This is a genomic window from Oryzobacter telluris, assembly GCF_043099285.1.
GTDB lineage: Bacteria > Actinomycetota > Actinomycetes > Actinomycetales > Dermatophilaceae > Oryzobacter > Oryzobacter telluris.
Map to the genome: position 1 here is coordinate 301,821 of NZ_CP170723.1, position 24,230 is coordinate 326,050.

A 24,230-nucleotide genomic window follows, 5' to 3' on the forward strand; every position below is an offset into this window, starting at 1 on the left:
TGCCGCTGTTTCGAGCCTATGCCGGTTCAGCCACATGGAGGGGGCGGACTCACCCAGAGAAGGCAACATGCAGCGGTCACCCGATGAAGAGTGAAGCCTTGAGACGCTGCCCCGAGGCCGCGACAGGAGAACCTACGTCCTCGCGTCTGCGCTCAACCCAACTCATCTGCAGGAGGTCCATCCAGCCAGTGTTGCGGACTCGCGGACCTCGATCGTGCCCTCGCAAAGGACACCACCCACCCGGCTCAAAGTGGACTGCCTGCACCGGGTTCGATGTGTCATTCCGCCGCGCCGCTGATCGTGGTGATGCGCCCCTTGTCGTCGGGTTCGGCGTGCGTGCATGAACCGTGTCTCCGAGCGGGTGACGACGAGGTCGTCAACGCTGTTGCCGTCTCCTTCGTCGAGGACTTCGGCGCCTCTCCCGGTGTCAAATGCTCTGCTGGAGCGTGGGGAAGCCGTCTGGGCGCCAGAATGTGGTGACACGGGACGCTGGGTGCTCCGCTTGTCCGTGGTTATCAGTCACAATGGCTGGGTGTGGAGACTGAAGAATTCCAGGGGACTCTTCCTGAACAGCAACAATATGGCTCAGGACCGCAGCATCTGGTCCTACGTGGCGGCGGAACTCGCAGGGGCGGCCACGACCCAGGAGGCGCGAAATGCAATAGATGAGTACACTGCGCGTCCCGAATGGCGGCTCCTTTCTGATTTTGCCCCAAACAGGTCAAACTGTCCCATAGTCGAGCGAAACGCCGTCTCGTTGCATGGCAAGCTCCCTTCGCGCTGGTCGGCCCTGGCGGACAATATCTTTTACGGTGTTACGCTTGACGGCCTACCGAATGCCGAAGCTCACAACCAGCGATTCGCCGCGATCGTCAGTGTCTCTCTTCAGTTTATCTGGATGATCGAGTCCTATGTGCTGGCATACGATGCAATGTTGTACTCATTCCGCGAGCACGCTCGAGCGTACGAACGAGGAGACGTGCCGACCTATCATCAAGAGGAACTGGTCAACTCCCGGGAGGCTTGGCGGCGGTTGGAGAGGGCTGCAGAGGGCTGGCGGGACGAGTTTAAGATCGACCCCGGAGATCAATCCATACACCTATATGTGCCCGGACGCGAAGCGGCTGACATAGACGAGGCAGTTCAGTCGGTCGTGACGTTCACCCTCGGGCATGAGCTTGCGCATCACATTCTCGGCCATACCAGTAAGAACAGTGAACGTCGCGCGAAGGAAGCGCGAGCAATGCTTCTGTGTGAACTCAGCGAAACGTCCCGTGCATTCATCGAAAGCTACCCTGCGAATCAACAGAAGGAACTTCTATGTGACGCGATGGCCTTCAAGATCGTTGCCGGGTCCTTTTCGGATGGAACTACTGGTGAACGGGACTATAAGAGTGCATATAACGCCATCATTGGTGGCTGTTTCAGCCTTCTTGCTTTGGCGCATGTGGGCGAACACTGGATCGAGCAGCGCTCGGGCGAGACGCATCCGTCGTTCCAAGTTAGATGGCAAAGTCTGCTGCTCATTGCTTTCGAAACGTGGGAAGGATGGCAGCGAGATCGCTCGGGTGGTCACCCCTTAGATCTGACCCACCAACTACGCATGTTCGTCGACAGTGCATTCACGAACTGGCTAGGTATGCGCGGATGGCCAGCCGCGGAGGGGAACGCTGAAGTCTCCGACGCCGAATTCCAAGACGCGCTCTACCGTCTCTACGTGCAAACCTGGGACGAAAGAATAGGAAGGAAATATCCACCTGAGGGTCTCTATGAGTGGCCGCGACCTCCTGAGTTCCTAGCTAACGCGCGTGCTAACGACCCGTCCAACAAATGAACTCATCGGCCGACCTGATCACAACGGTACGTGCGGCGCTGGCGGGTAAGGACGGAGATCGACGAAGCCAACATGCGCCAAGGAATGGTGGCCACGTGGGGTCCGCTGACCACTGTGGCATCCACGTTTCTCTTGGCGACGATCACCGCTCGTCTGCCCTGGCTGACCATGGCGATGGCCGAAGGTGCTCTGGAAGCGGCCGAGTACTCACAGCCGCTGTGTCGGTCAGCTCGACACTGGCCTATTGGAAGCGCAGCCCGCGCACGTTCAGACATGCCGCGCTCAGCCCGTGCCCCAGGGGACATCTACGCTGTCTGCGTGACGCCGACTTGGTCAGGTCCTTTTGGGCCGGCATTCGCTGCGCTTGTTCGGGAACGGCTGCAGGGAGTGGCCGGTGTGGAGATTGACGTTCGGCGCATCGACCCAAACATCTCGACACACGGCAGTTACCTCGTGGATGCTGGCTGGTCTGATGGCGGCGTCCCAACGGAAGTGGCGGACTCCATCGAAGAAGTTCGTGTCATGGATGAGTACGCCGAAGACGTGGGAGCCGAGGTGGCCCTGCGCTACATCGCCGCCAGGGCTGCCGGTATGACGAAGTCGGCATCTTGGGTTGAGGCGGGTCGCTGACGAGTCGCGATCGACGTGCGCACATGCCGCCACACGCCAGAGTCCGTCGCGGTCCGAGCCGAACCAGGACTGATCTCCAGAACGATGGCTACCCTCGTTGAGTGAGCGAAAGGGACCTAAGCGCGAGTGGCCTCGCTACCAGTGTCCGCCGGAGTGCTCGGCCCCTGCGCGTGGGCCGGCGCCGTGGAAGGCTGCCGACCCCCCTGACTACGAAGGGCCGCGACCTGGGGCCGAATCGATCCTGATCTCACCTACGGGTGTGGCACATCGTTTGGACTGCATGCACCTTCCTGAGTATGCGCATCTGGTGCCGCCTAAGTGGGGCTGGACAGCCACGGCCGAGTTGTGGCCCCGAATTGGGCCGCACGTCGTTTTGGCGACTGAAGGCAACCTGGCACGCGTCGCAGAGCGCCGGTGCCTCGATTGCGACGAGCTCTACTAGAGAAACCTCTACGGCCATTCACCGGCAGCATCGTGACTCTGGTCATCACGATGGAGGTGGCTCTACGCTGCGGGGCTCTGATCAGAAGAGACGACAGTAGGCAGGCCTAGGGACTCTCGTGCATGAAGAGCCAAGGCGTTCCGAGCGGCAGACATACTCGCCACGGCCGGAGCCACGGCTTGTTCAGCGGTCCGCTGCGATGAGCGGCGTGTACGGAAGAGGCGCCTCGGCTGTGCGCCCTTGGCCGAGGCAGTAACCGCCTCGATGACCTGTGCCGCGGTCGCTACGACCTCATCCCCGAGTCGGGCGGTCTCGTGGTTGTGGCCAACCCAGAGTCGCGAATTGGCTCGCACCATGTGCTCCATCTCGACGTTCATCGGTTCGAACAGAGCAACCCAATCCATTGGCACCTTCGCACGCAGCACGTGGTCCACCAGCCCACCCACCGTGGCGTGAGCATTGGAGTGTCCGCGCACTTGCGTCATACGAGAGTGAAGCTGCGTTGACCTCGTGAGCAACTCAACGACCGCCCCTTGTAGATCCGCGTGACGCGCGGCTAGTGCCTCGCGCCGGGTTCGACGGATCTCAACCCATACCGCCCCCGAAAGTGCGAGCAGCGCGGCCACGAGGGTGCCGCCAAATCCCCAGAGTGCTGTTGCCATGGCGACGACCCTACGAACGTGGTCCGACACTCGCGCGAGGGCTGTGCTCGGCTATCACCGGCTTCCTGACATGCCGCAAGCGGCGCTATCGCTCTGCGACCCTTGCGGCGGGCTGGATCTCAACGTTCAAGGATCGAAGACGAGCCAGGCTCATAGATGCTTGGCCGTTGCTCTGGGTGGGGCCTGCAACGGTGAGAGCAACGTCCAGTGGGCCGTTGTAGACAACTTCGTGAGGGACTCCCACAACGCGCGAGAGCCGGAGCACGATCAACGACTCCGCATGTCCTTGAGACGTCGCGCGCAGCGCCACACCTCTGGCTCCGTAGGTCGCCTTGATCTCGACTTTTCGCCCGTCTCCAGCGACCGCGTCGTGGCCCGTTGAAGACGCCGTGACGAGGGTGAGGTCGAAGAGGGCTTCCGCCGCTGCCTCACCAATGGAACCGACGAGGTGCCCGTCTAGGGGAAACCGCCTGCCTGGATGCATCGACTCGAGCTCAGCGACCACATGATGAAGTCGCTCTACTAGTTCCGCTGTGCGCGCACTTCTCTGGCCGTGATCTGGCATGCGGTGATCATCCCTGATGCCTTCTCGAAGCAAGTGACAACCGCACATGCCGCTGTCGCACCGTTGGTTGCGTCACGCTGACATTCCGGCAGTGGCTCCCGAGCTTTAGCGCCCCAAGCAGCCGTTGACACCCAAGCCCGTCCGCAAGACGGTGACGCAAAACCGGGAAGCGGGTGGGGCAATGTCGGACGACGACCCGGTCGTGTCGTGGGGAGTGGTTGGCTCGGCGTCGATCGTGACCGGGCTCGGGGTGTTCGGAGGCATGCTGCTCGGTGCGTGCGCTGCCGCGTGGCAGTGGTTCAACCGGCCGCAACCGCCTCCGTCCCCGACGCCCTGACGCTGAGCCCGCGGGGTCGTTGGCCGTCTGGTCAGAGCTCGAGGGTGAGGAAGGTGCTGTGGCGGTCGGGGTGGTAGGTGCCGAAGGGCTCGCAGGGCGTGAAGCCGGCGCTCGTGTAGAGGGCCCGGGCAGCGTCGAACAGCGGGACGACGCCGGTCTCCAGGCTGACCCGTGACGCACCCGAAGCCCGCGCCTCACCCAGGGCGTGCGCCAGCAGTACCCGCCCCAGCCCGCGACCACGAACGGCGGCGGACGTCCTCATCGTCTTGATCTCGAGGTGCCCGGGCCCGACCTCCTTCAGCGCGACCGACCCGACCAGCGCGCCATCCAGCTCGGCCACCCAGAGCCGCACCCAGGGCACCCGGAACTGGTCCAAAGTCAGGGCGTGCCGCGACTCCGGAGGTGCCGTGGGCTCCATCTCGGCCAGGTGCTCGGCCAGGAGGGCAGCAACCCGAGGGTCGGAGAGGTCGGCCGCAACGACCCGCACCTCGCCCGACGACAACGACGCGCTCACCGCAGGTGGTCGACGAGCTCCGGCGCGAGCCCGACGTAGGTGGCGGGCGTCATCGCGGCGAGCCGCTCTTCGACATCAGACGGGAGGCCGAGGGACTTCACGAAGGCGACGAGGTCCTCGCGACCGATGCGCCGGCCGCGGGTGAGCTCCTTGAGCCGCTCGTACGGCTCCTCCATCCCGGGGACGCCGGCGGCGCCGAGCGCGCGCATCGCTGACTGGATGGGCTCGCCGAGCACCTCCCAGTTGGCGTCGAGGTCGGCCTCCATCGCGGTCGGCACGGCATCGAGGCCGTCGAGACCGCGGGCGGCGTTGTCGATGGCGAGCAGGCTGTGCCCGAACGCGGAGCCGATGTTGCGCTGCATCGAGGAGTCGGTGAGGTCGCGCTGGAGGCGGCTCTGCACGAGCGTCGCGGCGAGGACGTCGAACAGGGCGTTACTCACCTCGAGGTTGGCCTCGGCATTCTCGAAGCGGATCGGGTTGACCTTGTGCGGCATCGTCGAGCTCCCGACCGTGCCCTGTCCCCGCACCTGGGCGAAGTAGCCCATCGAGATGTAGGTCCAGACGTCGGTGCACATGTTGTGCAGCACGCGGTTGAACCGGGCGAGGTCGCTGTAGAGCTCGGCCTGCCAGTCGTGGCTCTCGATCTGCGTGGTGAGCGGGTTCCACGTGAGGCCGAGGTGCTCGACGAACTCGCGGCTGAGCTCCTGCCAGTCGGCACCCGGGACGGCGGCGACGTGCGCGCCGTAGGTGCCGGTGGCGCCGTTGAGCTTGCCGAGGAACTCCGCGTCCTCGATGCGGGCGAGCTGGCGCTGGAGCCGCCAGGTGAGGACGGCCAGCTCCTTGCCCATCGTCGTCGGCGTGGCCGGCTGCCCGTGGGTGTGGGCGAGGAGGGGGACGTCGCGCAGGTCGGACGCCATCGTCGCGAGCTTCTCGACGAGGGCGGTCGCGCGGGGCAGCCACACCTCGTGGACCGCGCCCTTGACCATGACCGAGTACGACAGGTTGTTGACGTCCTCGCTCGTGCAACAGAAGTGGATGAGCTCGGCGAGGCCGCGGTCCTCATCGGCCGGCGCGATGTCGGTGAGCCGCTTCTTGAGGAAGTACTCCACCGCCTTCACGTCGTGCTGGGTGACCCGCTCGGTGGCGGCCATCTCCTCGATCTCCGCGGTGCCGAAGGTGCGCACGACGTCGCGCAGCGCGTCCTGCTCGGCGGCGGTGAGACGGCGGACGCCCGGGACGACCTCGCGCTCGGTGAGGTGGATGAGCCACTCGACCTCGACGTGCACCCGTGCCCGGTTGAGCGCCGGCTCGCTGAGGTGGTCGACGAGGTCGGCCACGGCACCGCGGTAGCGCCCGTCGAGCGCGCCGAGGGCGATGGGCGGCTCGGCGTCGGCGAGGTGGGTCGAGGCGGCGAGGCTGGTCGCGTCGGAAGCCATGCCCCCATCCTCCCAGAGCCGCAGGGGTGCCCTGTCCGCCCGTCCGGTGAGGGAGCGGGGCCGGGTCAGGCGCGGTCGCGGGCGTCGAGCTCGGCGCGGACGTGCTCGACGATGCCCGGCACCGCGGCCGTGATCTCGGCGTACGTCTGGTCGTACGCGGGGTCGGTGCCGTACCAGGGGTCGTCCATGCCCAGCTCGCCCGCGGCGACGGCCTCGGGGTCGAACGAGCGGAACAGGTGGATGGCGGCGCGCTCGCCGTCGTCGTGGGCCAGGGCGTTGAGGCGGCGCACGTGGCCGTGGTCGACCGCGAGGACGAGGTCGGCCTCGGCGAACCAGTCGGCCTCGAACTGGCGGGCGCGGTGGTCGGACCAGCCGCGGTCGACGTGCCCGTTGCGGCGCATCACGGCGGCCGTGCGCGGGTGCATGCCGTTGCCATGCTCCTCGTCGGAGGTGCCGGCCGAGTCGACGACGACGCGCCCGCCCAGCCCGGCCTCCTCGAACGCCTCGCGCAGCAGGTACTCACCCATCGGCGAGCGGCAGATGTTGCCGGTGCACACCACGGTGACGCGGTACGGCTCGTCCTCCCCGGTCATGCGTCGAGGTTGAACCAGGTCGGGACGCCGGCGAGGAAGTCGGCGCGCTCCATCCGGCCGGCGCCGGCGGGGATGCGGCCCCACAGGGGTGCGCCGGTGACGGCGGGCAGGTCGGTGAGGTTGCTCTCCTCGGCCAGGCCGGGTTCGTCGGGCCACGACCCGATGATGACGCCGAGCAGCGGGAGCGACCGCGCCGCCAGCGCCTCGGCCGTGAGCGCCGCGGTGTTGAGGGTGCCCAGCCCGGCGCTCGCGACGAGGACGACCCCGCAGCCGATGCCCTTGTAGCGCAGCCCGGTGCCGAGGTCGGCGAGGGTGCCGCCTCGGCTGTCGAGCCGCACGAGCAGCCCGCCCGCGCCCTCGACGAACACGACCTCCGACTCGGCGGCGATCTCCCCGACCCGCTTGGCGTGGCTCGCGATCGTCGGGAGGGTGACTCCCTCACGGCGGGCCGCGGCCTCCGGCGACAGGGGGTCGCGCAGGCGGACGAGCTCGTGGGTGGTGAGGTCGTCGCCGACGAGGCGGCGCACCTCGTCGACGTCACCGGGCTCGCCGGGGAGCAGCCCGGTCTGGGCGGGCTTGACCACGGCGACGCTGCTGCCGCGCTCGCGCACGACCGCGGCGAGGGCCGCCGTGGCGACGGTCTTGCCGATCTCGGTGCCGGTACCGGTGACGAGGACGACGGAGGTCAGGGAGCGGGGGTCGGCCATCAGTGCACGAGATCGGCTGGGGCAGAACCGTGGTCGCCACGACCAGTGACGAGGTCGAGGACGGCGCACGCGCGCTCGATCTCGTCCTCGGTGTGGTCGGCGTGGGCGGTGAGCCGCAGGCGCGAGCTGCCGTCGGGGGTCGACGGCGGGCGGAAGCAGCCGATCCGGATGCCGTGGGTGCGGGCGGTCTCCACGGCCTCGACCGCCTCGAACGGGCCGGGCATCGGCACCGACATCACGGCGCCGGCGGGGGCGGCGACGCCGCACGCCTCGGCCAGCCGGGCCGCGTTGGCGTGGACCCGCGCGGTGAGCTCGGGGTGCTCGCGCAGCACCTGGATGGCGGCGAGCGCGGCACCGGCCGACGCCGGCGCCAGCCCGGTGTCGTAGATGAAGGGGCGTGCGGTGTTGACGAGGTGCTCGCGCACGACCGGCGACGCGAGGACCGTGCCGCCCTGTGCCGCAAAGGACTTCGACAGCGTTCCGGTGACCACCACGTGCTCGGCCCCGGAGGCGCCAGCGGCAGCGACCAGCCCGCCACCGCGCGGGCCGACCACCCCCAGCGCGTGGGCCTCGTCGATGACGAGGATGGCGCCCACCTCTGCGGAGAGGGCGATGAGGTCCTCGACCGGCGCGGCATCACCGAGGACGGAGTAGATCGACTCGGCGACGACGACCGCGCGGGGGAGGTCGCGCCGGCTCAGCAGCTCGGCGACGTGCTCGAGGTCGTTGTGGCGGGAGACCGAGACGGCCGCGCGGGAGAGGCGGCAGCCGTCGATGAGGCTGGCGTGGGCGTGCTCGTCGCTGACGACGAGGGTGCCGGCGTCGGCGAGCGTGGTGAGGACGGCGAGGTTGGCCGCGTAGCCGCTGGACAGGACGAGGGCCGACCGGGCGCCGGTGAGGGCGACGAGCGCGGCCTCGAGCTCGTCGTGGACGTCGAGCGTGCCGGTGACGAGGCGCGAGGCGCCGGCCCCGGTGCCGTAGGTCTCGGCGGCGGCGACGGCGCCCGCGACGACCGCGGGGTGGGTGCGCAGGCCGAGGTAGTCGTTGCCCGCGAGGTCGAGGCCGTCGCCGGACTTGGTCGTGGCGAGGCGTCGGGTGAGCCCGGCCTCCGCACGGGTCGCGGCGGCCTCGCGGATCCAGTCGAGGGGGCTCGTCACGTCGTCGATCCTGCCATGAGCGCCTCAGCCGGACGGCTGACATCTCGTCGGATCGGCTGAGCGCAGCCCGGCTGCGCGTCCACACTGTCCGCATGACGGATCGCCGTCGGCGTCCGCCCCGGGTGCCGCCCCCTGACCCGGCCGAGGCGGTCCTCGCGCGGGCGCTGCTGCGCGCCGAGGCGCGCGCCTCCGTGCTCCACCCGCAGGGCGCCCGCTGGCTGCTCGTGCGGGCGGTGTTCCAGGTGGCGTCGGTCGTGCTCCTGGCGGCCTGGGCCGCCGGGCGGCTCGGATGGTGGGTGGGCCAGGACGGCTCGTCGCCCGTGCCGGTGCCCGTTGTCGTCCTCGTCGTGGCCGTGGCCTTCGCGCCCTTCTGGCCGCAGCTCGCCAAGGCCGTGCCCGTGCACCGGCTGCCCACGCGTGCCCGGCTGCGCTCCCCCTGGGTCGGGGCCGTGCTCCACGGCAGCGACCACCGGGTCAAGGCCGCCCAGTGGCCCGACGAGAACCACGACTTCGCCGTCCTCGCCGTCGCGGCGCGGACCAGCGCGATCGACCGCGCCTGGCTCTTCGACCGGGCCCGCGTCTCGCCGGCCCAGGGGACCGACAGCCTCGCTGCCCTCGAGGCCCGCGGGCTCGTGGAGGGCGGTGGCCGGTGGCTCGGCTCGTCGCGCCTGTCGGTGCCCGTCCACGTCACCCGGGCCGGGCGTCGCTTCCTCGCCGAGGAGCGGCGCCGCCTCCAGGAGGTGGCCGCGCGCCCGGACCCTGCGGCGTCATCCGAGGAAGCCGACAGCGACAGTTTGTGACAACTGCTTGACACAAGTCGGGAGGCGGCGGCATCCTCTGACTTGTACCAGTCAGTCGACACAACCTGGGGGTTGTCATGCGGGTCCTCGTCCTCGCCCTTCCGATCGGGCTCCTCGGGCTCGTCGTCTCGATGCTGCGCCGGGTCGTCATCACGGTGGGGCTCAACGAGCACGCCGGGGCCGTCGCCATCGCCCGGCACACCCGCGGATGGCGGGTGGTCGGCCTCGTCCTCGGGGTCGTGGTCGCGGGGCTGCTGTTCTCGCTCGGTGAGCGGGTCGACGCGCTCGGCCGGCTCACGGCGCTGGCGCCCGTCGCGCTGGGGGCGGGCATCCTCCTCGGCACGATCGTCGGCGAGCTGACCGCGCGGCCGCCCGTCGGCATCCGGCGCTCGGCCGTGATGGAGCGCCGCAGCCTGGGCGCGCTCGTCCCGCGGGGGCGGGCGGTCGTCCTCGGGGTGGGGTCGGCGCTGCTGGCCGGCACGCTCGGCATCGGGGCGGCGTGGGGGTCGCCCGACGACCTGGGTCGCGCGGGGCGCTCGTACGCGCGGACCTGCGAGGTCGTCCTCCCCGACCTCGGGCGCACGACGATGGGCAGCGCGCACGGTCCGTGGCCGGGGTCGTTCTACGCGGTCCCGCTGGCGGTGGCCTTCGTCGTCCTCGCGGTGCTGGTGGCCGTGGCCCTGCGGGCGGTCGTGGCGCGGCCGCGGCCCGAGCTCGACAGCCACGGTCTCGACACCACGCTGCGCCGCTGGTCGGTGGGCAACGTCCTCACCGCAGCGACGGTCACCGTGCTGGGGACGCTCGGGCCGGTCTCCGGGCTGGTCCTGTCGGCCCTGATGGCCAACACCTGCCCCGGGACGGGGGTCGAGACGGCGGTCGCGTGGGTGGCCGCGGTCGTGTCGCCGGTCGCCACGGGTGCCTCCCTGGGCCTGCTGGCCGGCCTCTTCCTCACCCCGACGATCAAGGTCGACGACCTGCCGCGGCCCCTGCCCGGCGACGCGACCCCCGTCGGCGCCCCGGTCCGATGACGCTGTCCACCGTCACGGTCGACGTCCTCGACCCCACGCCCCCCTATGAGCAGCTGCGCCGCCAGCTCGCCGACCTCATCGGCAGCGGGGTGCTCGGCGCGGGCGACCGGCTGCCCCCCGTGCGGCAGCTCGCGGCCGACCTCGGGCTCGCCGCCGGCACCGTGGCCCGGACCTACCGCGAGCTCGAGGCCGCGGGGTACGTGCGGTCGCGGCGCGGTGGCGGCACGCGGGTGGCGCCGTCGCCGCCCGCTGCGGCGACTCCCGTGCTGGCGCTGGAGGACGCGGCGGCGGCGTACCTCGAGCGGGCGCGGATGCTCGGGATCCCGCGGGACGACGCCGTGGACGTGCTCCGGCGGGTCGCCGGGCGCTGATCCGTCCGGGGGCGGGTCTAGCCTCGATCGGGTGACCTCGGTGCGCTCGCTTCCTCCCGTGGCCCTGCCGTCGGTGGCGGGGTCCGCGGTGGTCGTCGCGGCGCCCGGTCCGGGAGCGGGGAGCTGGGCCGGGGCGCCGAGTGCGGTGCTGGTCGACGGGGTGTTCTGGCTGGCCCACCGGGTGCGGCGTCCTCTCGACGAGGGGCGCGGGGTCGCAGTCGTGGTGTCGCGGTCCTCCGACGGGGTGCGGTTCGAGGAGGTGGCGTCGGTGGGGCGCGAGGCGTTCGGGGCGGCGTCGCTCGAGCGGCCGGCGCTGGTTGCCCTTCCCGGCGGGGGCTGGCGGCTCTACCTCAGCTGTGCGACGCCGGGCTCGCGGCACTGGTGGGTGGAGGCGCTGGATGCCGAGGCGCCGGGTGCGCTGGCCTCGGGGCGGCGCGCGGTCGTCCTCCCCGGCGGACCCGACGTCGGGGTCAAGGACCCGGTGGTCGTCATCGGGGATGACGGCACGTGGCACCTCTGGCTGTGCTGCCACCCGCTCGACGTCCCCGGCCACGAGGACCGGATGACGACCCGCCACCTCACCAGCGCCGACGGCCTCACCTGGGCCGATGCCGGCGAGGTGCTGGCCGGGACGCCGGGCACGTGGGACGCCCGCGGCGCCCGGGTGACCGCGGTGGTGTCGACCGACCCGCTCGTCGTCCTCTACGACGGTCGCCCCACCGCCGACGACAACTGGTTCGAGCGCACGGGGGTGGCGCGAGGGGTGGGCGGCGGCGGTGTGGCCGCGCGGCTCGTCGCCGACCCCGACGGACCCGCCGCCCGCTCGCCCGAGGGTGACGGCGCCCTCCGCTACGCCTGTGCCGTGCCGCTGCCCGACGGCTCCACCCGCTGGTACGCCGAGGCCGCGCGCACCGACGGCTCCCACGACCTCATCACCTCGGTCTCGCCCGCCCCGGGCCAGGCCTGACCACCCGATCCGTCCCAGGAGGACCCATGCCCAAGGCACCGCTGCCCGACCACGTCGCCGAGCTGTTCCGCCGGCCCAACCCCGCGGTCGTCGCCGTGCTGATGCCGAGTGGCGCCCCGATGTCGGTGGCCACCTGGTACCTCGTCGAGGACGACGGCACGGTGCTGCTCAACATGGACGCCTCTCGCGCCCGCCTCGAGTGGATGCGCGACAAGCCCGAGGTCGCCCTCACCGCGCTCAAGGAGGGCGAGTGGTACACCCACGTGTCGGTGCGCGGGCGCGTGGTGCGGTGGGAGGACGACGTCGAGAAGGGGCTGGCCGACATCGACCGGCTGTCCAACCACTACGGCGGGCGCGACTACCCGGTGCGCGACCGGGCGCGGGTCAGCTGCTGGGTCGAGGTCACGCACTGGCACGGCTGGGGCGAGGCCAAGGCCGAGTGACCGGGTGACGCGCGTCGTGCTCGGTGGCCATACTTCGTCGCATGGATGACGGGGTGGCGGCGCGGGTCGACGTGCCGGGGGTGACCGGCGCCGATGACGTGGGCCCGGTCCGGGCGGCGCTCGCGGCCGTGCCGCTGATCGACGTCCGAGGCCGGCCGTGGACGGCGGCGCAGTGGTTCGCCGGGGCTGTGGGGTGCGCTCTCGGGGCCGTGCTGCGGCAGGTCCTACCCGAGGGACTGGCCCTGGCCGCGTTCGCCGTGACGATCGTCGTGATGGTGGCCGGGCGGAGGGCGAACTCGACACGGAAGCCTGTCGGTGAGCGGGCTCGGACCGCCCTGCGGGTGCTCTTCGTGGTGTGGGCGCTGGTCGTCGGGCTGTTCGTGGGTGCCGCGTTCTCGGCGTTCGTGGGCCTCGTCATCGCCTGCGTCGTGGCCGCGGCCGGAGCGCGTGAGGTGGGCACGTGGCGTGCGGCTCTGGTGGCTCCCGCGCTGGAGTGGCCCTCGGGTTCCGAGGCGTTGGCGGTGCTGGCCGTCGTCGAGGACGCGCGGCGGGTCGGCGTGCACGCCGACTGGATCCCGCGGCTGACGGGGTTATCCGGTGCGCGCGCGCAGGCCGGCCTCGACCGGCTCGGCGCCGACGGGCTGGTCGTCAGGGGCGCGACCACCAGCTTCTTCCGCGACCGTCCCGTGCTGGTGACCGCGCAGGGCCAGGCGCGCCTCGCCGAGTGGCGCAGCGCGCTGGACGCCGAGCCGCCGGCCTGACCCTTTCGGGTCGGCTCGGGGGCGGCGGGTCAGCCGTGGACGTCCTCCACGGCGCCGACGAGCGCGCCGGTGACGGTGGCGAGGTCGGCATCCGACGTGACGTAGGGCGGCATCGTGTACACGAGGTTGCGGAACGGCCGCACCCACACGCCCCGCGCGATGGCGGCCGCGGTCACCTCGGCGACGCGCACCGGCTCCCTCAGCTCGATGACGCCGACCGCGCCGAGCGTGCGGACCTCGGCCACCGAGTCGAGCTGCGCCGCGGCAGCGAGTCCCTCGCGCAGCCCGCGCTCGATGCGGGCGACCTCGGCCGGGGTGTCGCGGGAGGCGAGGAGGTCGAGGTTGGCGCTCGCGACCGCGCAGGCCAGCGGGTTGCCCATGAACGTCGGGCCGTGCATGAGGCCGCCCGCCTCGCCGCGGCTGACGCCCTCGGCGACCTCGCGGGTGCACAGGACGGCGGCGAGGGTGAGGTAGCCGCCGGTCAGCGCCTTGCCGACGGTGAGGATGTCGGGGGTCGAGTCGAGCCGGTCGCCCGCCCAGAGGGGTCCGGTGCGGTGGAAGCCGGTCGCGATCTCGTCGTGGATGACGAGGGCGCCGTGCTCGTGGGCGAGGTCGTGGAGGACGGCGAGCGCGTGCGGCGACCAGACGTGCATCCCGCCGGCGCCCTGGAGGACGGGCTCGACGATGACGGCGGCGAGGTCGTCGGCGTGGGCCTGGAAGAGCTCGCGGGTGGCGGCGGCCCAGGCGGCGAGCTCGGGGTCGTCGGCCTCGCGGTCGATCCCGGCAGGCGGGCGTGGCGCGAAGACGTGCTGCGGCAGGACGCCGCGGAAGAGGTGGTGCATGCCGCCGTCGGGGTCGGTGACCGACATCGGGTTGAACGTGTCCCCGTGGTACCCACCGCGCACGGTGAAGAACCGGGTCCGGCGGCGGCCGGCGGCGATGTGCCACTGGAGCGCCATCTTCATCGCGACCTCGACCGACACCGAGCCCGAGTCGGCGAGGAAGACGTGCTCGAGGCCGTCGGGGGCGAGGTCGAGCAGGCGGCGGGATAGCCCGACGGCGGGCTCGTGGGTGAGGCCACCGAACATCACGTGCGACATGCGGTCGAGCTGGTCGCGGGCCGCGGCATCGAGCTCGGGGACGCGGTAGCCGTGCAGGGCGCACCACCACGAGCTCATCGCGTCGACGACCTCGCGGGCGGTGCCGTCACGGTCGCGCAGCCGCAGGCGCACTCCCTCGGCCGAGTCCACGACGTAGTGATCCTGCGGGGCGAGGGCCGACGAGTACGGGTGCCACACGTGCGCGCGGTCGAACGCGAGCAGCGCCTCGTGGGCGGCGGGGTCGTGCGCGTCGGGGCTCATCGCCGCCCATTGTGCCGATGCCGCGGCCGGCGCCGCCGGAGGGTCCGTCCCCACCAACCGCGGTGAGTGCGGAAGTGGTCGCCGGGGCGACCACTTCCGCACTCACGGCGGGGAGGAACGGAGGGTCAGGCGGCGGAGGAGGCGGTGGTGACCTCGCCGGCCAGGCGCGCGACGAGGGTGCGCAGCTCGGCGTCGAGCGCGGCGTCGGTGAGGCGGCCGTCCTCGAAGGCCTGGAACGACGAGCCGATGCCGAAGGTGTCCTCGATGACGACCGCGCCGGCCACGCGCAGGACCTTGACGCCGTCCTCGCGGGCCCACTTCGCGGCGTTGGGCGAACCGCTGGCGCCGACGACGGCCGCGGGCTTGCCGGCGATGGATGCGGCGCCGCGCGGGCGGGAGGCCCAGTCGACGGCGTTCTTCACGGCGCTCGGGAGGGAGCCGTTGTACTCGGGGGTGACGAGGAGGACGGCGTCGGCGTCGGCGACGGCCTCGCGCAGGTCGCGGGCGACCTGGGGCAGTACGTCGTCGTGGTCGAGCTCCTCGGAGTAGTGCGGGAGCTCGGCGAGGCGCTCGAAGACGGTCGCGTCGACGCCGGCGGGGAGGTGGGCGACGGCGGCGTCGGCGAGGAGGCGGTTGGTGGAGCCGGCGCGCAGGCTGCCGACGAGGACGAGGACGTTCACGGTGGTCTCCCGGTGGGGTGGCGGATCGGTGCAGGACGATCAACGCTGATCGGAAAGTTGAACCGTCAACTACCGTGCCACATTCCCGCGGGACTCGCCAATCGCCGCCGACCCCGCGACCTCATCCGCCGTGAGTGCTCAGCTGGTTGCCAGGGCGACCACTTCCGCACTCACCGCGAAGAAGCCCTGGCGGTGAGTGCTCAGGTGGTTGCCAGGGCGACCACTTCCGCACTCGCCGCGAGAAAGGCAGCGGCTAGGACCAGGTGGAGTGCTCGACGGTGCCGTGCTGGACGCACGTCGCCGTCCACGTCCCCGGCGTGACCTGCACCTTCATCCGGCGGCGGCAGTGCGCGCAGAACCGCGGTGGCTCCAGCTCGGAACGCCGCGCACACCGCGCGTGGTCACCCGACGCCACGGCCTCCCCGCACTGCCCGCACCACTCACCCGGCGCGGAGGACCGGGGCACCGGCCCGGGCGACGAGTCCACGAAGATCACCGCGGGTCAGAGCGACTCGTTGAGGGCCTTGATCGGCATCTCGAGCTCCTCGAGCAGCGCGAGGTCCTCCTTGGGGTCGCGCCCGAGGGTCGTGAGGTAGTTGCCCACGATCACGGCGTTGATGCCGCCGAGCAGCCCCTCGCGGGTGCCGAGGTCACCGAGGGTCAGCTCGCGCCCGCCGGCGTAGCGCAGGATCGTGCGCGGCAGGGCGAGCCGGAACGCGGCGATGGTGCGCAGCGCGTCGGACGCCCCGAGCGGCTCGAGGTCACCGAACGGCGTCCCCGGCCGCGGGTTGAGGAAGTTGAGCGGCACCTCGTGCGGCTCGAGCTCGGAGAGCTGGGCGGCCAGCTCGGCGCGCTGCTCGAGCGACTCGCCCATCCCCACGAGCCCGCCGCAGCACAGCTCCATCCCGGACTCTTTCACCATGAGGCAGGTGTCCCAGCGCTCCTCGAAGGAGTGGGTGGTGACGACGTTCGGGAAGTACGACCGCCCGGCCTCGAGGTTGTGGTTGTACCGGTGCACGCCCATGTCGACGAGGTCGTCGACCTGCTCCTGGGTGAGCATCCCCAGCGACGCCGCGACCTCGATGTCGACCGCGGCCTTGATGGCGGCCACGCCCTCGCGCATCTGCTGCATCAGCTTCTCGTCGGGCCCGCGCACCGCGGCGACGATGCAGAACTCGCTCGCCCCGGTCTCGGCCGTCTGCTTCGCGGCGCGGACGAGCTCGGGGATGTTGAGCCACACCGAGCGCACCGGCGAGGTGAACTGCCCCGACTGCGAGCAGAAGTGGCAGTCCTCGGGGCAGCCGCCGGTCTTGAGGGAGATGATCCCCTCGACCTCGACGGCCGGCCCCTGGTACTTCATCCGCACCGCGTGGGCGAGCGCGAGGAGGTCCTCGAGCCGGTCGTCGCCGGTGCGCAGGACCTCGAGCACCTGGTCCTGCGTCAGCGCGACGCCGCGCTCGAGCACCTGCTCGCGCGCGATGTCGAGGATGTCCGTGTCGGTCAGCTGGGCCGTCATGCCTCGCATTGTTGCGCATCGGCCGGCCCGGGCCGCGGGGCGGTCGGCTACTGGAAGAAGCCGCCCAGGCCCGCACCGCCCTGGCTCTGGTGCCCGCCCTGGGGCACCGACTCGCTCGGCTGGACCAGGACGTGGCCCTGCCCGCCGAACGACATCTGGAGCAGCTCGCCGGTGCCGCCGCGCAGCATCGACCCGATGCCGCCGGTGTCGATCCGCACGTCCATCGAGACGCCGGAGGTCCACAGCACGACCGCCTGCGCGTCGGCGAAGGTCGGGGCCGAGGCGACGTCGAGGGCGACGGGGTCACCCTTGGTCGTCACGGCGACGTAGCCGGTGCCGCGCAGCGAGACGTTGTAGAGGCCGCCGGTCATCGCGGCGCCGCGCGCCTGGATGCGGTGGATGTCCCACTGGATGGAGTTGGAGAAGGCCAGCACGTTCTCGCCGTTGACCGAGATCATGTCGTTCTCGAGGTAGAGCACCTGGATCTCGGCGGCCTGGTCGGCGACGAAGAGCTCGCCGTGGCCGGAGCACTGCATCATCTTCACGCCCTCGCCCGTCGCGGCGGCCTTGAGCATCTTGCCCAGCCCGCCCGAGCCCTTGTTCGCGAACCGTACGTCGCCCTGGTAGGCCACCATCGACCCGGTGCGCGCCCAGACCTCGCCGTAGCGCATGTCGATGCGCAGCAGCTTCTTGTTCTGGAGCGCGAAGGGGTCCTGGGACTCCTTCTCCTTGAACTCCTGGAACAGCGACCCGTGGATCGTCATGACCACCCCGTCCTTCCTCGACCGCGCGTGTCGCGTGGTTCGTCGGCTGCCAACGCTAGGCGCAACGGGTGGGGGAGTCCTAGGGTTTCGGGAAGGATCAGGAACCGATCAGGGAGGTCCCCGATGAGCTTCTTCGAGCGCGCCAAGGCCGCAGCCACCGATCTCGCCGCCAAGGCCGACGTCGCGATGCAGCAGGCCGGCATCAACACCCCCGCCGGTGGCGGTGGCGACCGGAGCCTGCGCGACCTCGGGGTGCTGGCGTACCTCGAGGCCACGGGGCGTCCGGTGGAGGCCGCCGACCGCGAGCGGCTGCTCGCCGAGCTGCGCGAGCTTGAGTCGTCGGGCCGCCTCGGGCCGCTGACGCTGACGCCGTCGTACGCGCCCGGCACGCCTCCGCCGCCGCCCGGTGCGGCGGGGACGGCAGCGGGGATGCCCGCGGCCCCGCCGCCCCCGCCGCCGATGGGCGCGACCCCGCCTCCTCCGGCAGGTGGCCCGCCGCCGCCTCCCGCGTCCCCGGCCCCGCCGGCGGCGCCCGAGGTGCCGCCGGGCGCGACGCCCCCGCCGCCTCCGCCCAGCTGGGCCTGATCAGCCGCCGGCGAGGACGCGTCGCAGGACGTCGGCCTCGTCGATGAGGCGGGCCGCGTCCTCCGTGCGTCCGTGCCCGTCCATCTCGGCCGCGGCGCTGACGCGGTCGTCGACCTCCGTGGCCACGATGGCGCGCACGTCGTCCTCGGTGAGCTCGCGCCGTGGGGCGTCGGCGGCGCCCGCTCCGATGGCGGCGGCCTCCACCGCGCCGGCGCGCGGCATCGAGTCGACGGGCACGGCCTCGGCGTTGGCGATCGCCGCGAGGGCGGAGCGCAGCGCGGCGACGGCCACCCGGTCGCGCGCCTTCATCGCGGTGGGGAGGGCGGCTGAGAGTTGCTCGCGCACAGGGGTGTTCACGACCACGCCACTGCCAGGAGGATGACGGGGAGCGCGGCGGCGAGCGTCGCCATCGCGTAGGCGACGGCCGACAGGGCCGGCGGCGGGGGGCCGTCGGCGAGCAGCCGGAGGCGGATGGGGGCGGTCGTCCCGGCGCCGAGCGCGGCATCCGGCGTGCGCCCCTCGGCGAGGGCGAGGAGGGCGCGGGCCGTCGCCACCTCACCGCTGCGGCGGGCGGCGGCCCGGTCGGCCAGGGCTTCGATCAGCAGGCGCACCTCGGTGAGGGCCGACTCGTTGCGCAGCGGCCCTGGCACGGCCTCGTGGACCACGCTGAAGAACTCGAGGAGGAGGTCGTGGCGCCCGCGCAGGTGGGCGTGCTCGTGGGCCACCACGGCGGCGAGCTGGTCGGCGGGCAGGGCATCGAGGACCCCTTGGGAGAGGACGACCCGCGCCTGCCGCCCGGGGATGCAGTACGCCGTGGGGGTCGGGTGCTGGAGGACGCGCACCCGCTCGTCGGCGCCGTCCGCGGAAGGTGAGCCCACGACGTCGACGAGCTCGCGGTGCCGGGCGCGCACGCGGCGCAGCCTGGTCCCGACGTCGTGGCCCTTCCAGAGCAGCCGGGCGAGCACGGCCCCGCTGAGCACCGCGGCGGCGGCGACCGGCTCGAGGTGCGCCGCGGCATCCGCCCCACCGAGGAGCAGCGGCACGGCCGCCGGTGCGGCCGCCAGCGCCGCGAGGATCCCGCCCACCGTCACGGCCTGCCACACCACCAGCGCGGCCCGCGGGGCGCGGCGCAACCGCCGCTGGCGCGCGAGCACGCCGGGCGCCACCCAGGCGAGCAGGACCGCCAGCCCCGCGAGGACGATGGGGATCACGGACCCCATGGTGGCAGGGCCCGCGGGGGTCAGCTGCGGCGCAACCGCCCGCGGATGCCGCCCGGCTTGTCGGGCTCGCCGGCCGCGCGGGCCTCGACCTCGGCCAGGGCCTCCTTGAGGTCGGCGATCTCGTCGGTCGTCGCACCGTCGAGGAAGTGGAGCAGGGCCGCGCGGCGGTCGGTGACCTCCATGTCGTCGAGGGTGCGGCGCATGGTGCGGGCCGTCATCGCCTCACGGGTCTCGGCGGGGAAGTAGCGCCAGGCGCGGCCGTCGCGCTCGCGGGTGACGAGGTCCTTCTTCGCGAGGCGGTCGAGGACGGTCATCACCGTCGTGTAGGCGATCTCGCGGTCCCGGAAGCGCTCGTGGACCTCGCGGACGGTGACCCCGGTGAAGCCGTCGACGTCGGCGGCCTCCCAGAGGTGCTCCATCACGACGCGCTCGAGGTCACCGAGTCGCGGGGCGGAGGTCGAGTGCGGCATGGCTACTCCTTCGGGGTCGGCGACGAGGCTACGCCGAGGTCGAGCACGTGGTGGAACCGGGCGACCGACTCGCTGCGGTGGCTCACCATCACCAGGCTGCGGCCGGCGGTGGCGTCGAGGACGTCGTCGAGGACCGCGGTGGCCGTGGGGTGGTCGAGGTGGGCGATCGGCTCGTCGAGGAGGACGACCGCGCGGTCGGCGAGGACGGCCCGGGCGACGCCCAGGCGGGTGCGCTCGCCGCCGGAGAGGCCGCGTCCGCCGGTGCCGAGGCGGGTGTCGAGTCCGTGGGGGAGGTCGGCGGCCCACCGGTCGAGGTCGGCGAGGCGGAGGGCGTGGTGCAGGTCGTCGTCGGTGGCGTCGGGTCGGGCGAGGCGGAGGTTGGCGGCGAGGGTCGCGGCGAAGACGTGCGGCTCGTCATCCACCAGCGCGACGTGACGGCGCACGTCATCGAGGGTGAGGTCGGCGACGTCGGTGCCGTCGAGGAGGTGGCGGCCGCCGGTGGGTGCGAGGTGCCGGGCGAGGAGGGCGAGCAGGGTGCTCTTGCCCGAGCCGTTCGGGCCGACGACGGCGACGCGGGTGCCCGGCTCGAGGGTGAGGTCGGTGGGCGCGAGCTGGTCGGCGGCGCCGGTCCAGGAGGCGGTGACGCCCTCCAGCTCGACCCGCGCCCCCGCTGCGCCCGACTTCAGACCGGCAACACGCCGACGCCCGGGCTCGTCGCTCGGCGTGTTGCCGTACTCAAGTGCGGACGGGAGGGGGCGCGGGGACGACGGAGGTGCTGACGGGGCGTCATCGGGGGTGGGGTCGATGACGGCGGGGGCCTGGCCGAGGAGGGCGTCGAGCCGGGCGGCGCTGCCCTGGGCGCGGGCGAGCGAGCGCATCGTGTCGACGAGGGGCGCGAGGGCGTCCCCCACCGCGACGGGGACGACGACGAGCAGCGCGGCCACCGGGGCCCCCACCACCGCGGGGTCCGCGAGCAGCGCGGCCGCGAGGGTCGCCGACCCCGTCGCGAGGAGCAGGACGAGCGACACGAGAGCCCGTCCACGACTCTGCCGCCTCGACACCGTGCGCCACGTGGCGTGGGCGTCGTGCAGCCAGCGGACGGCGGTCGCCTCGCCGCCGATGGCCCTGAGGTCGCTCGCGTGCCGTGCCACGAGGTCGCTGACCCGCACGACCTCGGCCCGTGCCGCGAGCAGCTCGTCGCGAGAACGGGACTCGACCCTCCACGCCATCCAGCAGGCCGCCGCCACGGCCACGAGCAGGGCGGCCACGACGAGCCCGACGGTGGGGGCGAACCACGACACGAGCAGCGTGGCGACGAGCCCGGCGACGACGCTCGAGACCAGCGGCACCGTGACCCGCACGGTCGCCTCGGTGACGTCGGTGAGGTCGTCGACGACCCCGGTGAGCACCGCCGAGCGCGACCCCCGGCCCAGCCGCGCGGGCGTGAGCGGCACGAGCGCGGCGTAGACGGCGGTGCGCCGGCGGGCGAGGTCGTCGAGGGCGGCGTCGTGCGAGACCACGCGCTCGAGCCAGCGCAGCAGCGGCCGCCCGATGCCGAACGCGCGGACCCCGACGATCGCCGTGAGCAGGGTGAGGATGACCGGCCGCTCGCTCGCGCGCACGACGAGCCAGCCCGACGTGGCCGTCAGGGCGATGCCGGCGGAGGTCGCGGCGCCACCGAGCAGTCCGCCGAGGACGACGTCGCGGCTCGGGCGCAGGAGGGAGGTGGCGTGGGTCGTCATCGGAGCGCTCCGGTGGTGGCGGTGGCCAGCTCGACGTGGTGGTCGGCGAGGGCGACGAGGTCGGGGCGGTGGGTGACGACGACGACGGTGCGGCGTTCGGCAGCAGCGACGAGGAGGGCGTGGACGGCTGCCGCGGCATCGGCATCGAGGTGCGCCGTGGGCTCGTCGACGAGGAGCACGGGGGCGGTCGAGAGCGTCGCTCGGGCGAGGGCGACGCGGGCGCGCTGCCCGGCCGAGAGGCCGAAGCCGTCGTCGCCGATGCGGGTGGCGAGGGCGTGCGGGAGGGAGGCGACGACGCCCTCGAGGCCGACGTCGCGCAGGGCCTGCCAGAGGGCATCGTCGGGGGCGTCGTTGCCCAGGCGGAGGGCGTCGCGCAGCGTGCCGGCCGGCAGGAAGGGGCGCTGGGTGACGAGGTGGGCGCGGCCGGCGGTGACCTCTCCGGCGCTGGGCGTGCGGAGGCCGGCGACGAGCTCGAGGAGCGTCGACTTCCCGACGCCGGAGGGGCCGGTGAGCGCCGTGAGCCCGGGCCCGGCGGCGAACGACACGTCGCTGAGCACGGGCGCCTCGGCCCCCGGGTAGGTGTAGGCCACCCCGACGACCCGCACCCCCACGTCATCGCCCGCGCTTGTTGGCCGTGAGTGCGGAAGTGGCTGCTCCGGCGACCACTTCCGCACTCGCGGCGAAGGATCCAGCTCGGTGAGGATGGCGTCGAGGGCCTCGGCACCGTCGGCGGCGGCGTGGAACTCGGCGCCGACCCGGCGGATCGGCCAGTAGGCCTCGGGCGCGAGCAGGATGGCGACGAGCCCCGCGGACAGCGTCATCGAGCCGTGGGTCAGCCGCAGCCCGACCACGACGGCCACGATCGCCACCGAGATGGAGGCCAGCAGCTCGAGCGCCGCCGAGCTGGTGAAGGCGAGCCGCAGCGTGCGCATCGTGGCCACGCGGTGCCGGCGGCTGACGTCCTCGACGACGGCGACCTGGTGCTCGGCCCGCCCGTAGCCGACGAGGGTCGGCAGGCCGCGGACGACGTCGAGGAAGTGGCCCGCCAGCGACGACAACGCCGCCCACCGGCGCTCGGTCTCGGCCTGGGTCGCCCGGCCGATGAGCGCGGCGAAGAAGGGCAGCAGGGGCAGGGTGACGACCACGACGAGCGCCGACAGCCAGTCGACCCTCACCAGCGCCACCACCGCCAGCACCGGCACGACCGCCCCCGACACCAGCGCCGGGAGGAAGCGGGCCGCGTACGGCTCGACGGCCGCGGCGCCCTGGGCGGCCAGGGTCACGGCGCGGTCGGGGTCCGGACGCTGCTCGGCCGGCACCGTGAGCCAGTGCCCGACGAGCCGCTCGCGCAGCGCGGCCGTCACCTCCACCCCGGCCCAGGCGGCGACCCGCTCGGCCACCCACCCGAGGACGGCGCGCACCGCGAACACCGCGGCCAGCCACGCCGCCGGCCCAGCGACATCCGACCCCTCGACGACGCCCACGACGAGCGCGGCGAGGGCGAACGCGAGCCCGATGGTCGCCGCGCCCTGGGCCACGCCGACCCCGACGAGGACGGCCACGGGCCGCCGCGCGGCCGGGGCGGCGCGGAGCAGGCGCGGGTCGAACGGCCTCACTTCACCGCCACCGCCCTGGGGATGTGCTGGGTGCCCAGGCGCTTGCGGAAGGTCCAGTAGGTCCACGCGGTGTAGAGCAGGACCACGGGCGTGAACACCAGCGCCGCCACCGACATGATCTGCAGGGTCAGCCGGCTGGAGGACGCGTTCGAGATGGTCAGCGACAGGCCGCCGGACAGGGTCGACGGCATGACGTCGGGGAAGAGCGCGAGGAAGTAGGTGGCGACGGCCGCGGCCATCGTCACCGCGGTCCCGGCGAACGCCCAGCCCTCTGCCCCACGGTGGTTCGCGCCGATCGCGGCGAGCAGGGCGACGGCGGCGACTGCCGTGGTGGCCCACGTCCATCCGGTGCCCTGGGACAGCCCCAGCCAGAGGAGGAGGGTCACGGCCAGCACGGCGGCTCCGAGCCCGAGCCGGGTGCCGAGCCGTCGCGCGTCCTCTCGGATCGAGCCCTGCGTCTTCAGGGCGAGGAAGAACGCGCCGTGGGTGAGGCTCAGGGCGAGGACGACCAGCCCGCCGAGCAGGCTCGGGAGGTTGAGCAGCGTGAGCAGGGTCCCGGTGAACTCCATGTCCCCGTCGATCGGCAGTCCGCGCACGAGGTTGGTCAGGGCGACGCCGACGAGGAACGGCGCGAGCACCGAGCCGCCGATGATGGCGAGGTCCCAGCGCCGCCGCCAGGTCGCGTCATCGCGCTTGCCGCGGTACTCGAAGCCCATGTTGCGCACGATGAGGGCCACGAGCAGGACCAGCAGCGGGAGGTAGAACGCCGAGAACATCGTCGCGTACCAGTGGGGGAAGGCGGCGAAGGTCGCCCCGCCCGCGGTGAGCAGCCAGACCTCGTTGCCGTCCCAGTGGGGGCCGATCGTCGTCAGCATGAGGCGGCGCCGCTTCTCGGTGTCGGCGGCATCGGTGCCGGCACCGAGGACGGGGAGGAGCGCGCCGACGCCGAAGTCGAAGCCCTCGAGGACGAGGTAGCCCGCCCAGAGCAGGCCGATGAGGCAGAACCAGATGAGTGCGTAGTCCATGACG

The 24,230-nt window shown here is 72.4% G+C and carries 25 protein-coding genes; 9 read left to right on the forward strand and 16 right to left on the reverse strand.

From position 1 onward, the window contains the following. Nucleotides 1-532 precede the first annotated feature (532 nt). Nucleotides 533-1,834: a hypothetical protein gene (locus ACFLFB_RS01385; RefSeq protein WP_392543918.1), complete on the forward strand. Its 1,302-nt coding sequence runs from the start codon at nucleotides 533-535 to the stop codon at nucleotides 1,832-1,834. Between the two features lie 318 nt (nucleotides 1,835-2,152). Continuing rightward, on the forward strand, nucleotides 2,153-2,464 hold the full coding sequence (locus ACFLFB_RS01390; RefSeq protein ID WP_392543919.1) for a hypothetical protein: 312 nt from the start codon (nucleotides 2,153-2,155) through the stop codon (nucleotides 2,462-2,464). A gap of 1,189 nt (nucleotides 2,465-3,653) precedes the next feature. On the opposite strand, the gene ACFLFB_RS01395 is transcribed toward ACFLFB_RS01390, so the two are convergent. The 6 genes from ACFLFB_RS01395 to ACFLFB_RS01420 all read right to left on the reverse strand — a co-directional run bounded on the left by ACFLFB_RS01395 (nucleotide 3,654) and on the right by ACFLFB_RS01420 (nucleotide 8,877). Continuing rightward, nucleotides 3,654-4,181 carry a DUF6998 domain-containing protein gene (locus tag ACFLFB_RS01395; protein WP_392543920.1) on the reverse strand — a complete coding sequence of 176 codons (528 nt, stop codon included), beginning with the start codon at nucleotides 4,179-4,181 and terminating at the stop codon, nucleotides 3,654-3,656. 320 nt (nucleotides 4,182-4,501) lie between these two features. Next, entirely contained in the window at nucleotides 4,502-4,984 is a 483-nt protein-coding gene (locus ACFLFB_RS01400; RefSeq protein WP_392543921.1) for a GNAT family N-acetyltransferase, read from the reverse strand. Then, nucleotides 4,981-6,420, reverse strand: a complete 1,440-nt coding sequence (gene purB / locus ACFLFB_RS01405) for an adenylosuccinate lyase (RefSeq protein ID WP_392543922.1) — start codon at nucleotides 6,418-6,420, stop codon at nucleotides 4,981-4,983. Before purB ends, ACFLFB_RS01400 begins: the two co-directional genes overlap by 4 nt. 65 nt (nucleotides 6,421-6,485) lie before the next feature. Beyond that, nucleotides 6,486-7,013 carry a low molecular weight protein-tyrosine-phosphatase gene (locus ACFLFB_RS01410; RefSeq protein ID WP_392543923.1) on the reverse strand — a complete coding sequence of 176 codons (528 nt, stop codon included), beginning with the start codon at nucleotides 7,011-7,013 and terminating at the stop codon, nucleotides 6,486-6,488. Further along, a complete protein-coding gene (gene bioD, locus ACFLFB_RS01415) occupies nucleotides 7,010-7,720 on the reverse strand; it encodes a dethiobiotin synthase (RefSeq protein ID WP_392543924.1) in 711 nt (236 codons plus the stop codon). The genes ACFLFB_RS01410 and bioD overlap by 4 nt, the downstream gene beginning before the upstream one ends. Beyond that, nucleotides 7,720-8,877 carry an 8-amino-7-oxononanoate synthase gene (locus tag ACFLFB_RS01420; RefSeq protein WP_392543925.1) on the reverse strand — a complete coding sequence of 386 codons (1,158 nt, stop codon included), beginning with the start codon at nucleotides 8,875-8,877 and terminating at the stop codon, nucleotides 7,720-7,722. Before ACFLFB_RS01420 ends, bioD begins: the two co-directional genes overlap by 1 nt. A 92-nt stretch (nucleotides 8,878-8,969) precedes the next feature. Here ACFLFB_RS01420 and ACFLFB_RS01425 point away from each other — a divergent pair, with 92 nt between their 5' ends. The 6 genes from ACFLFB_RS01425 (at nucleotide 8,970) to ACFLFB_RS01450 (ending at nucleotide 13,247) form a co-directional block, all read left to right on the forward strand. After that, on the forward strand, nucleotides 8,970-9,677 hold the full coding sequence (locus ACFLFB_RS01425; protein ID WP_392543926.1) for a hypothetical protein: 708 nt from the start codon (nucleotides 8,970-8,972) through the stop codon (nucleotides 9,675-9,677). A 77-nt stretch (nucleotides 9,678-9,754) separates the two neighbouring features. Continuing rightward, a complete protein-coding gene (locus tag ACFLFB_RS01430) occupies nucleotides 9,755-10,705 on the forward strand; it encodes a hypothetical protein (RefSeq protein ID WP_392543927.1) in 951 nt (316 codons plus the stop codon). Continuing rightward, nucleotides 10,702-11,076, forward strand: coding sequence for a GntR family transcriptional regulator (locus ACFLFB_RS01435; protein WP_392543928.1), 375 nt, complete (start codon nucleotides 10,702-10,704; stop codon nucleotides 11,074-11,076). The genes ACFLFB_RS01430 and ACFLFB_RS01435 overlap by 4 nt, the downstream gene beginning before the upstream one ends. A gap of 31 nt (nucleotides 11,077-11,107) precedes the next feature. Next, nucleotides 11,108-12,043 carry a hypothetical protein gene (locus ACFLFB_RS01440; RefSeq protein WP_392543929.1) on the forward strand — a complete coding sequence of 312 codons (936 nt, stop codon included), beginning with the start codon at nucleotides 11,108-11,110 and terminating at the stop codon, nucleotides 12,041-12,043. Between the two features lie 26 nt (nucleotides 12,044-12,069). Continuing rightward, complete coding sequence (locus ACFLFB_RS01445) at nucleotides 12,070-12,486, forward strand: pyridoxamine 5'-phosphate oxidase family protein (RefSeq protein WP_392543930.1); 417 nt, start codon at nucleotides 12,070-12,072, stop codon at nucleotides 12,484-12,486. A 41-nt stretch (nucleotides 12,487-12,527) separates the two neighbouring features. Continuing rightward, nucleotides 12,528-13,247, forward strand: a complete 720-nt coding sequence (locus ACFLFB_RS01450) for a hypothetical protein (protein ID WP_392543931.1) — start codon at nucleotides 12,528-12,530, stop codon at nucleotides 13,245-13,247. Between the two features lie 29 nt (nucleotides 13,248-13,276). On the opposite strand, the gene ACFLFB_RS01455 is transcribed toward ACFLFB_RS01450, so the two are convergent. From ACFLFB_RS01455 to ACFLFB_RS01470, 4 genes are all read right to left on the reverse strand, one after another. Continuing rightward, the gene (locus tag ACFLFB_RS01455; RefSeq protein WP_392543932.1) at nucleotides 13,277-14,608 is read right to left on the reverse strand and encodes an adenosylmethionine--8-amino-7-oxononanoate transaminase; all 1,332 of its coding nucleotides are present in this window, start codon (nucleotides 14,606-14,608) and stop codon (nucleotides 13,277-13,279) included. Nucleotides 14,609-14,733: 125 nt separating this feature from the next. Then, the gene (locus ACFLFB_RS01460) at nucleotides 14,734-15,288 is read right to left on the reverse strand and encodes an NADPH-dependent FMN reductase (RefSeq protein ID WP_392543933.1); all 555 of its coding nucleotides are present in this window, start codon (nucleotides 15,286-15,288) and stop codon (nucleotides 14,734-14,736) included. Nucleotides 15,289-15,790: 502 nt separating this feature from the next. After that, nucleotides 15,791-16,804, reverse strand: coding sequence for a biotin synthase BioB (bioB, locus tag ACFLFB_RS01465; RefSeq protein WP_392543934.1), 1,014 nt, complete (start codon nucleotides 16,802-16,804; stop codon nucleotides 15,791-15,793). A 47-nt stretch (nucleotides 16,805-16,851) separates the two neighbouring features. After that, nucleotides 16,852-17,568: an AIM24 family protein gene (locus tag ACFLFB_RS01470; protein WP_392543935.1), complete on the reverse strand. Its 717-nt coding sequence runs from the start codon at nucleotides 17,566-17,568 to the stop codon at nucleotides 16,852-16,854. A gap of 123 nt (nucleotides 17,569-17,691) precedes the next feature. Here ACFLFB_RS01470 and ACFLFB_RS01475 point away from each other — a divergent pair, with 123 nt between their 5' ends. Then, nucleotides 17,692-18,153: a hypothetical protein gene (locus ACFLFB_RS01475; protein ID WP_392543936.1), complete on the forward strand. Its 462-nt coding sequence runs from the start codon at nucleotides 17,692-17,694 to the stop codon at nucleotides 18,151-18,153. Here ACFLFB_RS01475 and ACFLFB_RS01480 read toward each other — a convergent pair whose 3' ends face one another. The 6 genes from ACFLFB_RS01480 to cydB are packed head-to-tail and all read right to left on the reverse strand — an operon-like array spanning nucleotide 18,154 to nucleotide 24,226. Continuing rightward, nucleotides 18,154-18,498 (reverse strand): hypothetical protein, encoded by a 345-nt coding sequence (locus tag ACFLFB_RS01480; protein ID WP_392543937.1) that lies wholly within the window; start codon nucleotides 18,496-18,498, stop codon nucleotides 18,154-18,156. An 8-nt stretch (nucleotides 18,499-18,506) separates the two neighbouring features. Then, nucleotides 18,507-19,373 carry a M56 family metallopeptidase gene (locus ACFLFB_RS01485; protein WP_392543938.1) on the reverse strand — a complete coding sequence of 289 codons (867 nt, stop codon included), beginning with the start codon at nucleotides 19,371-19,373 and terminating at the stop codon, nucleotides 18,507-18,509. A 20-nt stretch (nucleotides 19,374-19,393) separates the two neighbouring features. Further along, a complete protein-coding gene (locus ACFLFB_RS01490) occupies nucleotides 19,394-19,843 on the reverse strand; it encodes a BlaI/MecI/CopY family transcriptional regulator (RefSeq protein ID WP_392543939.1) in 450 nt (149 codons plus the stop codon). Between the two features lie 2 nt (nucleotides 19,844-19,845). Continuing rightward, nucleotides 19,846-21,585, reverse strand: a complete 1,740-nt coding sequence (gene cydC, locus ACFLFB_RS01495) for a thiol reductant ABC exporter subunit CydC (RefSeq protein ID WP_392543940.1) — start codon at nucleotides 21,583-21,585, stop codon at nucleotides 19,846-19,848. Then, nucleotides 21,582-23,201, reverse strand: coding sequence for a thiol reductant ABC exporter subunit CydD (gene cydD / locus ACFLFB_RS01500; RefSeq protein WP_392543941.1), 1,620 nt, complete (start codon nucleotides 23,199-23,201; stop codon nucleotides 21,582-21,584). Before cydD ends, cydC begins: the two co-directional genes overlap by 4 nt. Next, nucleotides 23,198-24,226, reverse strand: a complete 1,029-nt coding sequence (gene cydB / locus ACFLFB_RS01505) for a cytochrome d ubiquinol oxidase subunit II (RefSeq protein WP_392543942.1) — start codon at nucleotides 24,224-24,226, stop codon at nucleotides 23,198-23,200. The genes cydD and cydB overlap by 4 nt, the downstream gene beginning before the upstream one ends. Nucleotides 24,227-24,230 lie beyond the last annotated feature (4 nt).

Bases quoted from the DNA above. Each gene is read 5' to 3' on its own strand.
- ACFLFB_RS01425 (WP_392543926.1), top strand. From the start codon at position 8,970: ATGACGGATCGCCGTCGGCGTCCGCCCCGGGTGCCGCCCCCTGACCCG.
- ACFLFB_RS01410 (WP_392543923.1), bottom strand. From the start codon at position 7,013: ATGACCGGGGAGGACGAGCCGTACCGCGTCACCGTGGTGTGCACCGGC.
- cydB (WP_392543942.1), bottom strand. From the start codon at position 24,226: ATGGACTACGCACTCATCTGGTTCTGCCTCATCGGCCTGCTCTGGGCG.
- purB (WP_392543922.1), bottom strand. From the start codon at position 6,420: ATGGCTTCCGACGCGACCAGCCTCGCCGCCTCGACCCACCTCGCCGAC.
- cydC (WP_392543940.1), bottom strand. From the start codon at position 21,585: ATGACGACCCACGCCACCTCCCTCCTGCGCCCGAGCCGCGACGTCGTC.
- ACFLFB_RS01455 (WP_392543932.1), bottom strand. From the start codon at position 14,608: ATGAGCCCCGACGCGCACGACCCCGCCGCCCACGAGGCGCTGCTCGCG.
- ACFLFB_RS01475 (WP_392543936.1), top strand. From the start codon at position 17,692: ATGAGCTTCTTCGAGCGCGCCAAGGCCGCAGCCACCGATCTCGCCGCC.
- ACFLFB_RS01490 (WP_392543939.1), bottom strand. From the start codon at position 19,843: ATGCCGCACTCGACCTCCGCCCCGCGACTCGGTGACCTCGAGCGCGTC.
- bioD (WP_392543924.1), bottom strand. From the start codon at position 7,720: ATGGCCGACCCCCGCTCCCTGACCTCCGTCGTCCTCGTCACCGGTACC.
- ACFLFB_RS01435 (WP_392543928.1), top strand. From the start codon at position 10,702: ATGACGCTGTCCACCGTCACGGTCGACGTCCTCGACCCCACGCCCCCC.
- ACFLFB_RS01485 (WP_392543938.1), bottom strand. From the start codon at position 19,373: ATGGGGTCCGTGATCCCCATCGTCCTCGCGGGGCTGGCGGTCCTGCTC.
- ACFLFB_RS01450 (WP_392543931.1), top strand. From the start codon at position 12,528: ATGGATGACGGGGTGGCGGCGCGGGTCGACGTGCCGGGGGTGACCGGC.
- ACFLFB_RS01445 (WP_392543930.1), top strand. From the start codon at position 12,070: ATGCCCAAGGCACCGCTGCCCGACCACGTCGCCGAGCTGTTCCGCCGG.
- ACFLFB_RS01470 (WP_392543935.1), bottom strand. From the start codon at position 17,568: ATGACGATCCACGGGTCGCTGTTCCAGGAGTTCAAGGAGAAGGAGTCC.
- bioB (WP_392543934.1), bottom strand. From the start codon at position 16,804: ATGACGGCCCAGCTGACCGACACGGACATCCTCGACATCGCGCGCGAG.
- ACFLFB_RS01395 (WP_392543920.1), bottom strand. From the start codon at position 4,181: ATGTGCGGTTGTCACTTGCTTCGAGAAGGCATCAGGGATGATCACCGC.
- ACFLFB_RS01430 (WP_392543927.1), top strand. From the start codon at position 9,755: ATGCGGGTCCTCGTCCTCGCCCTTCCGATCGGGCTCCTCGGGCTCGTC.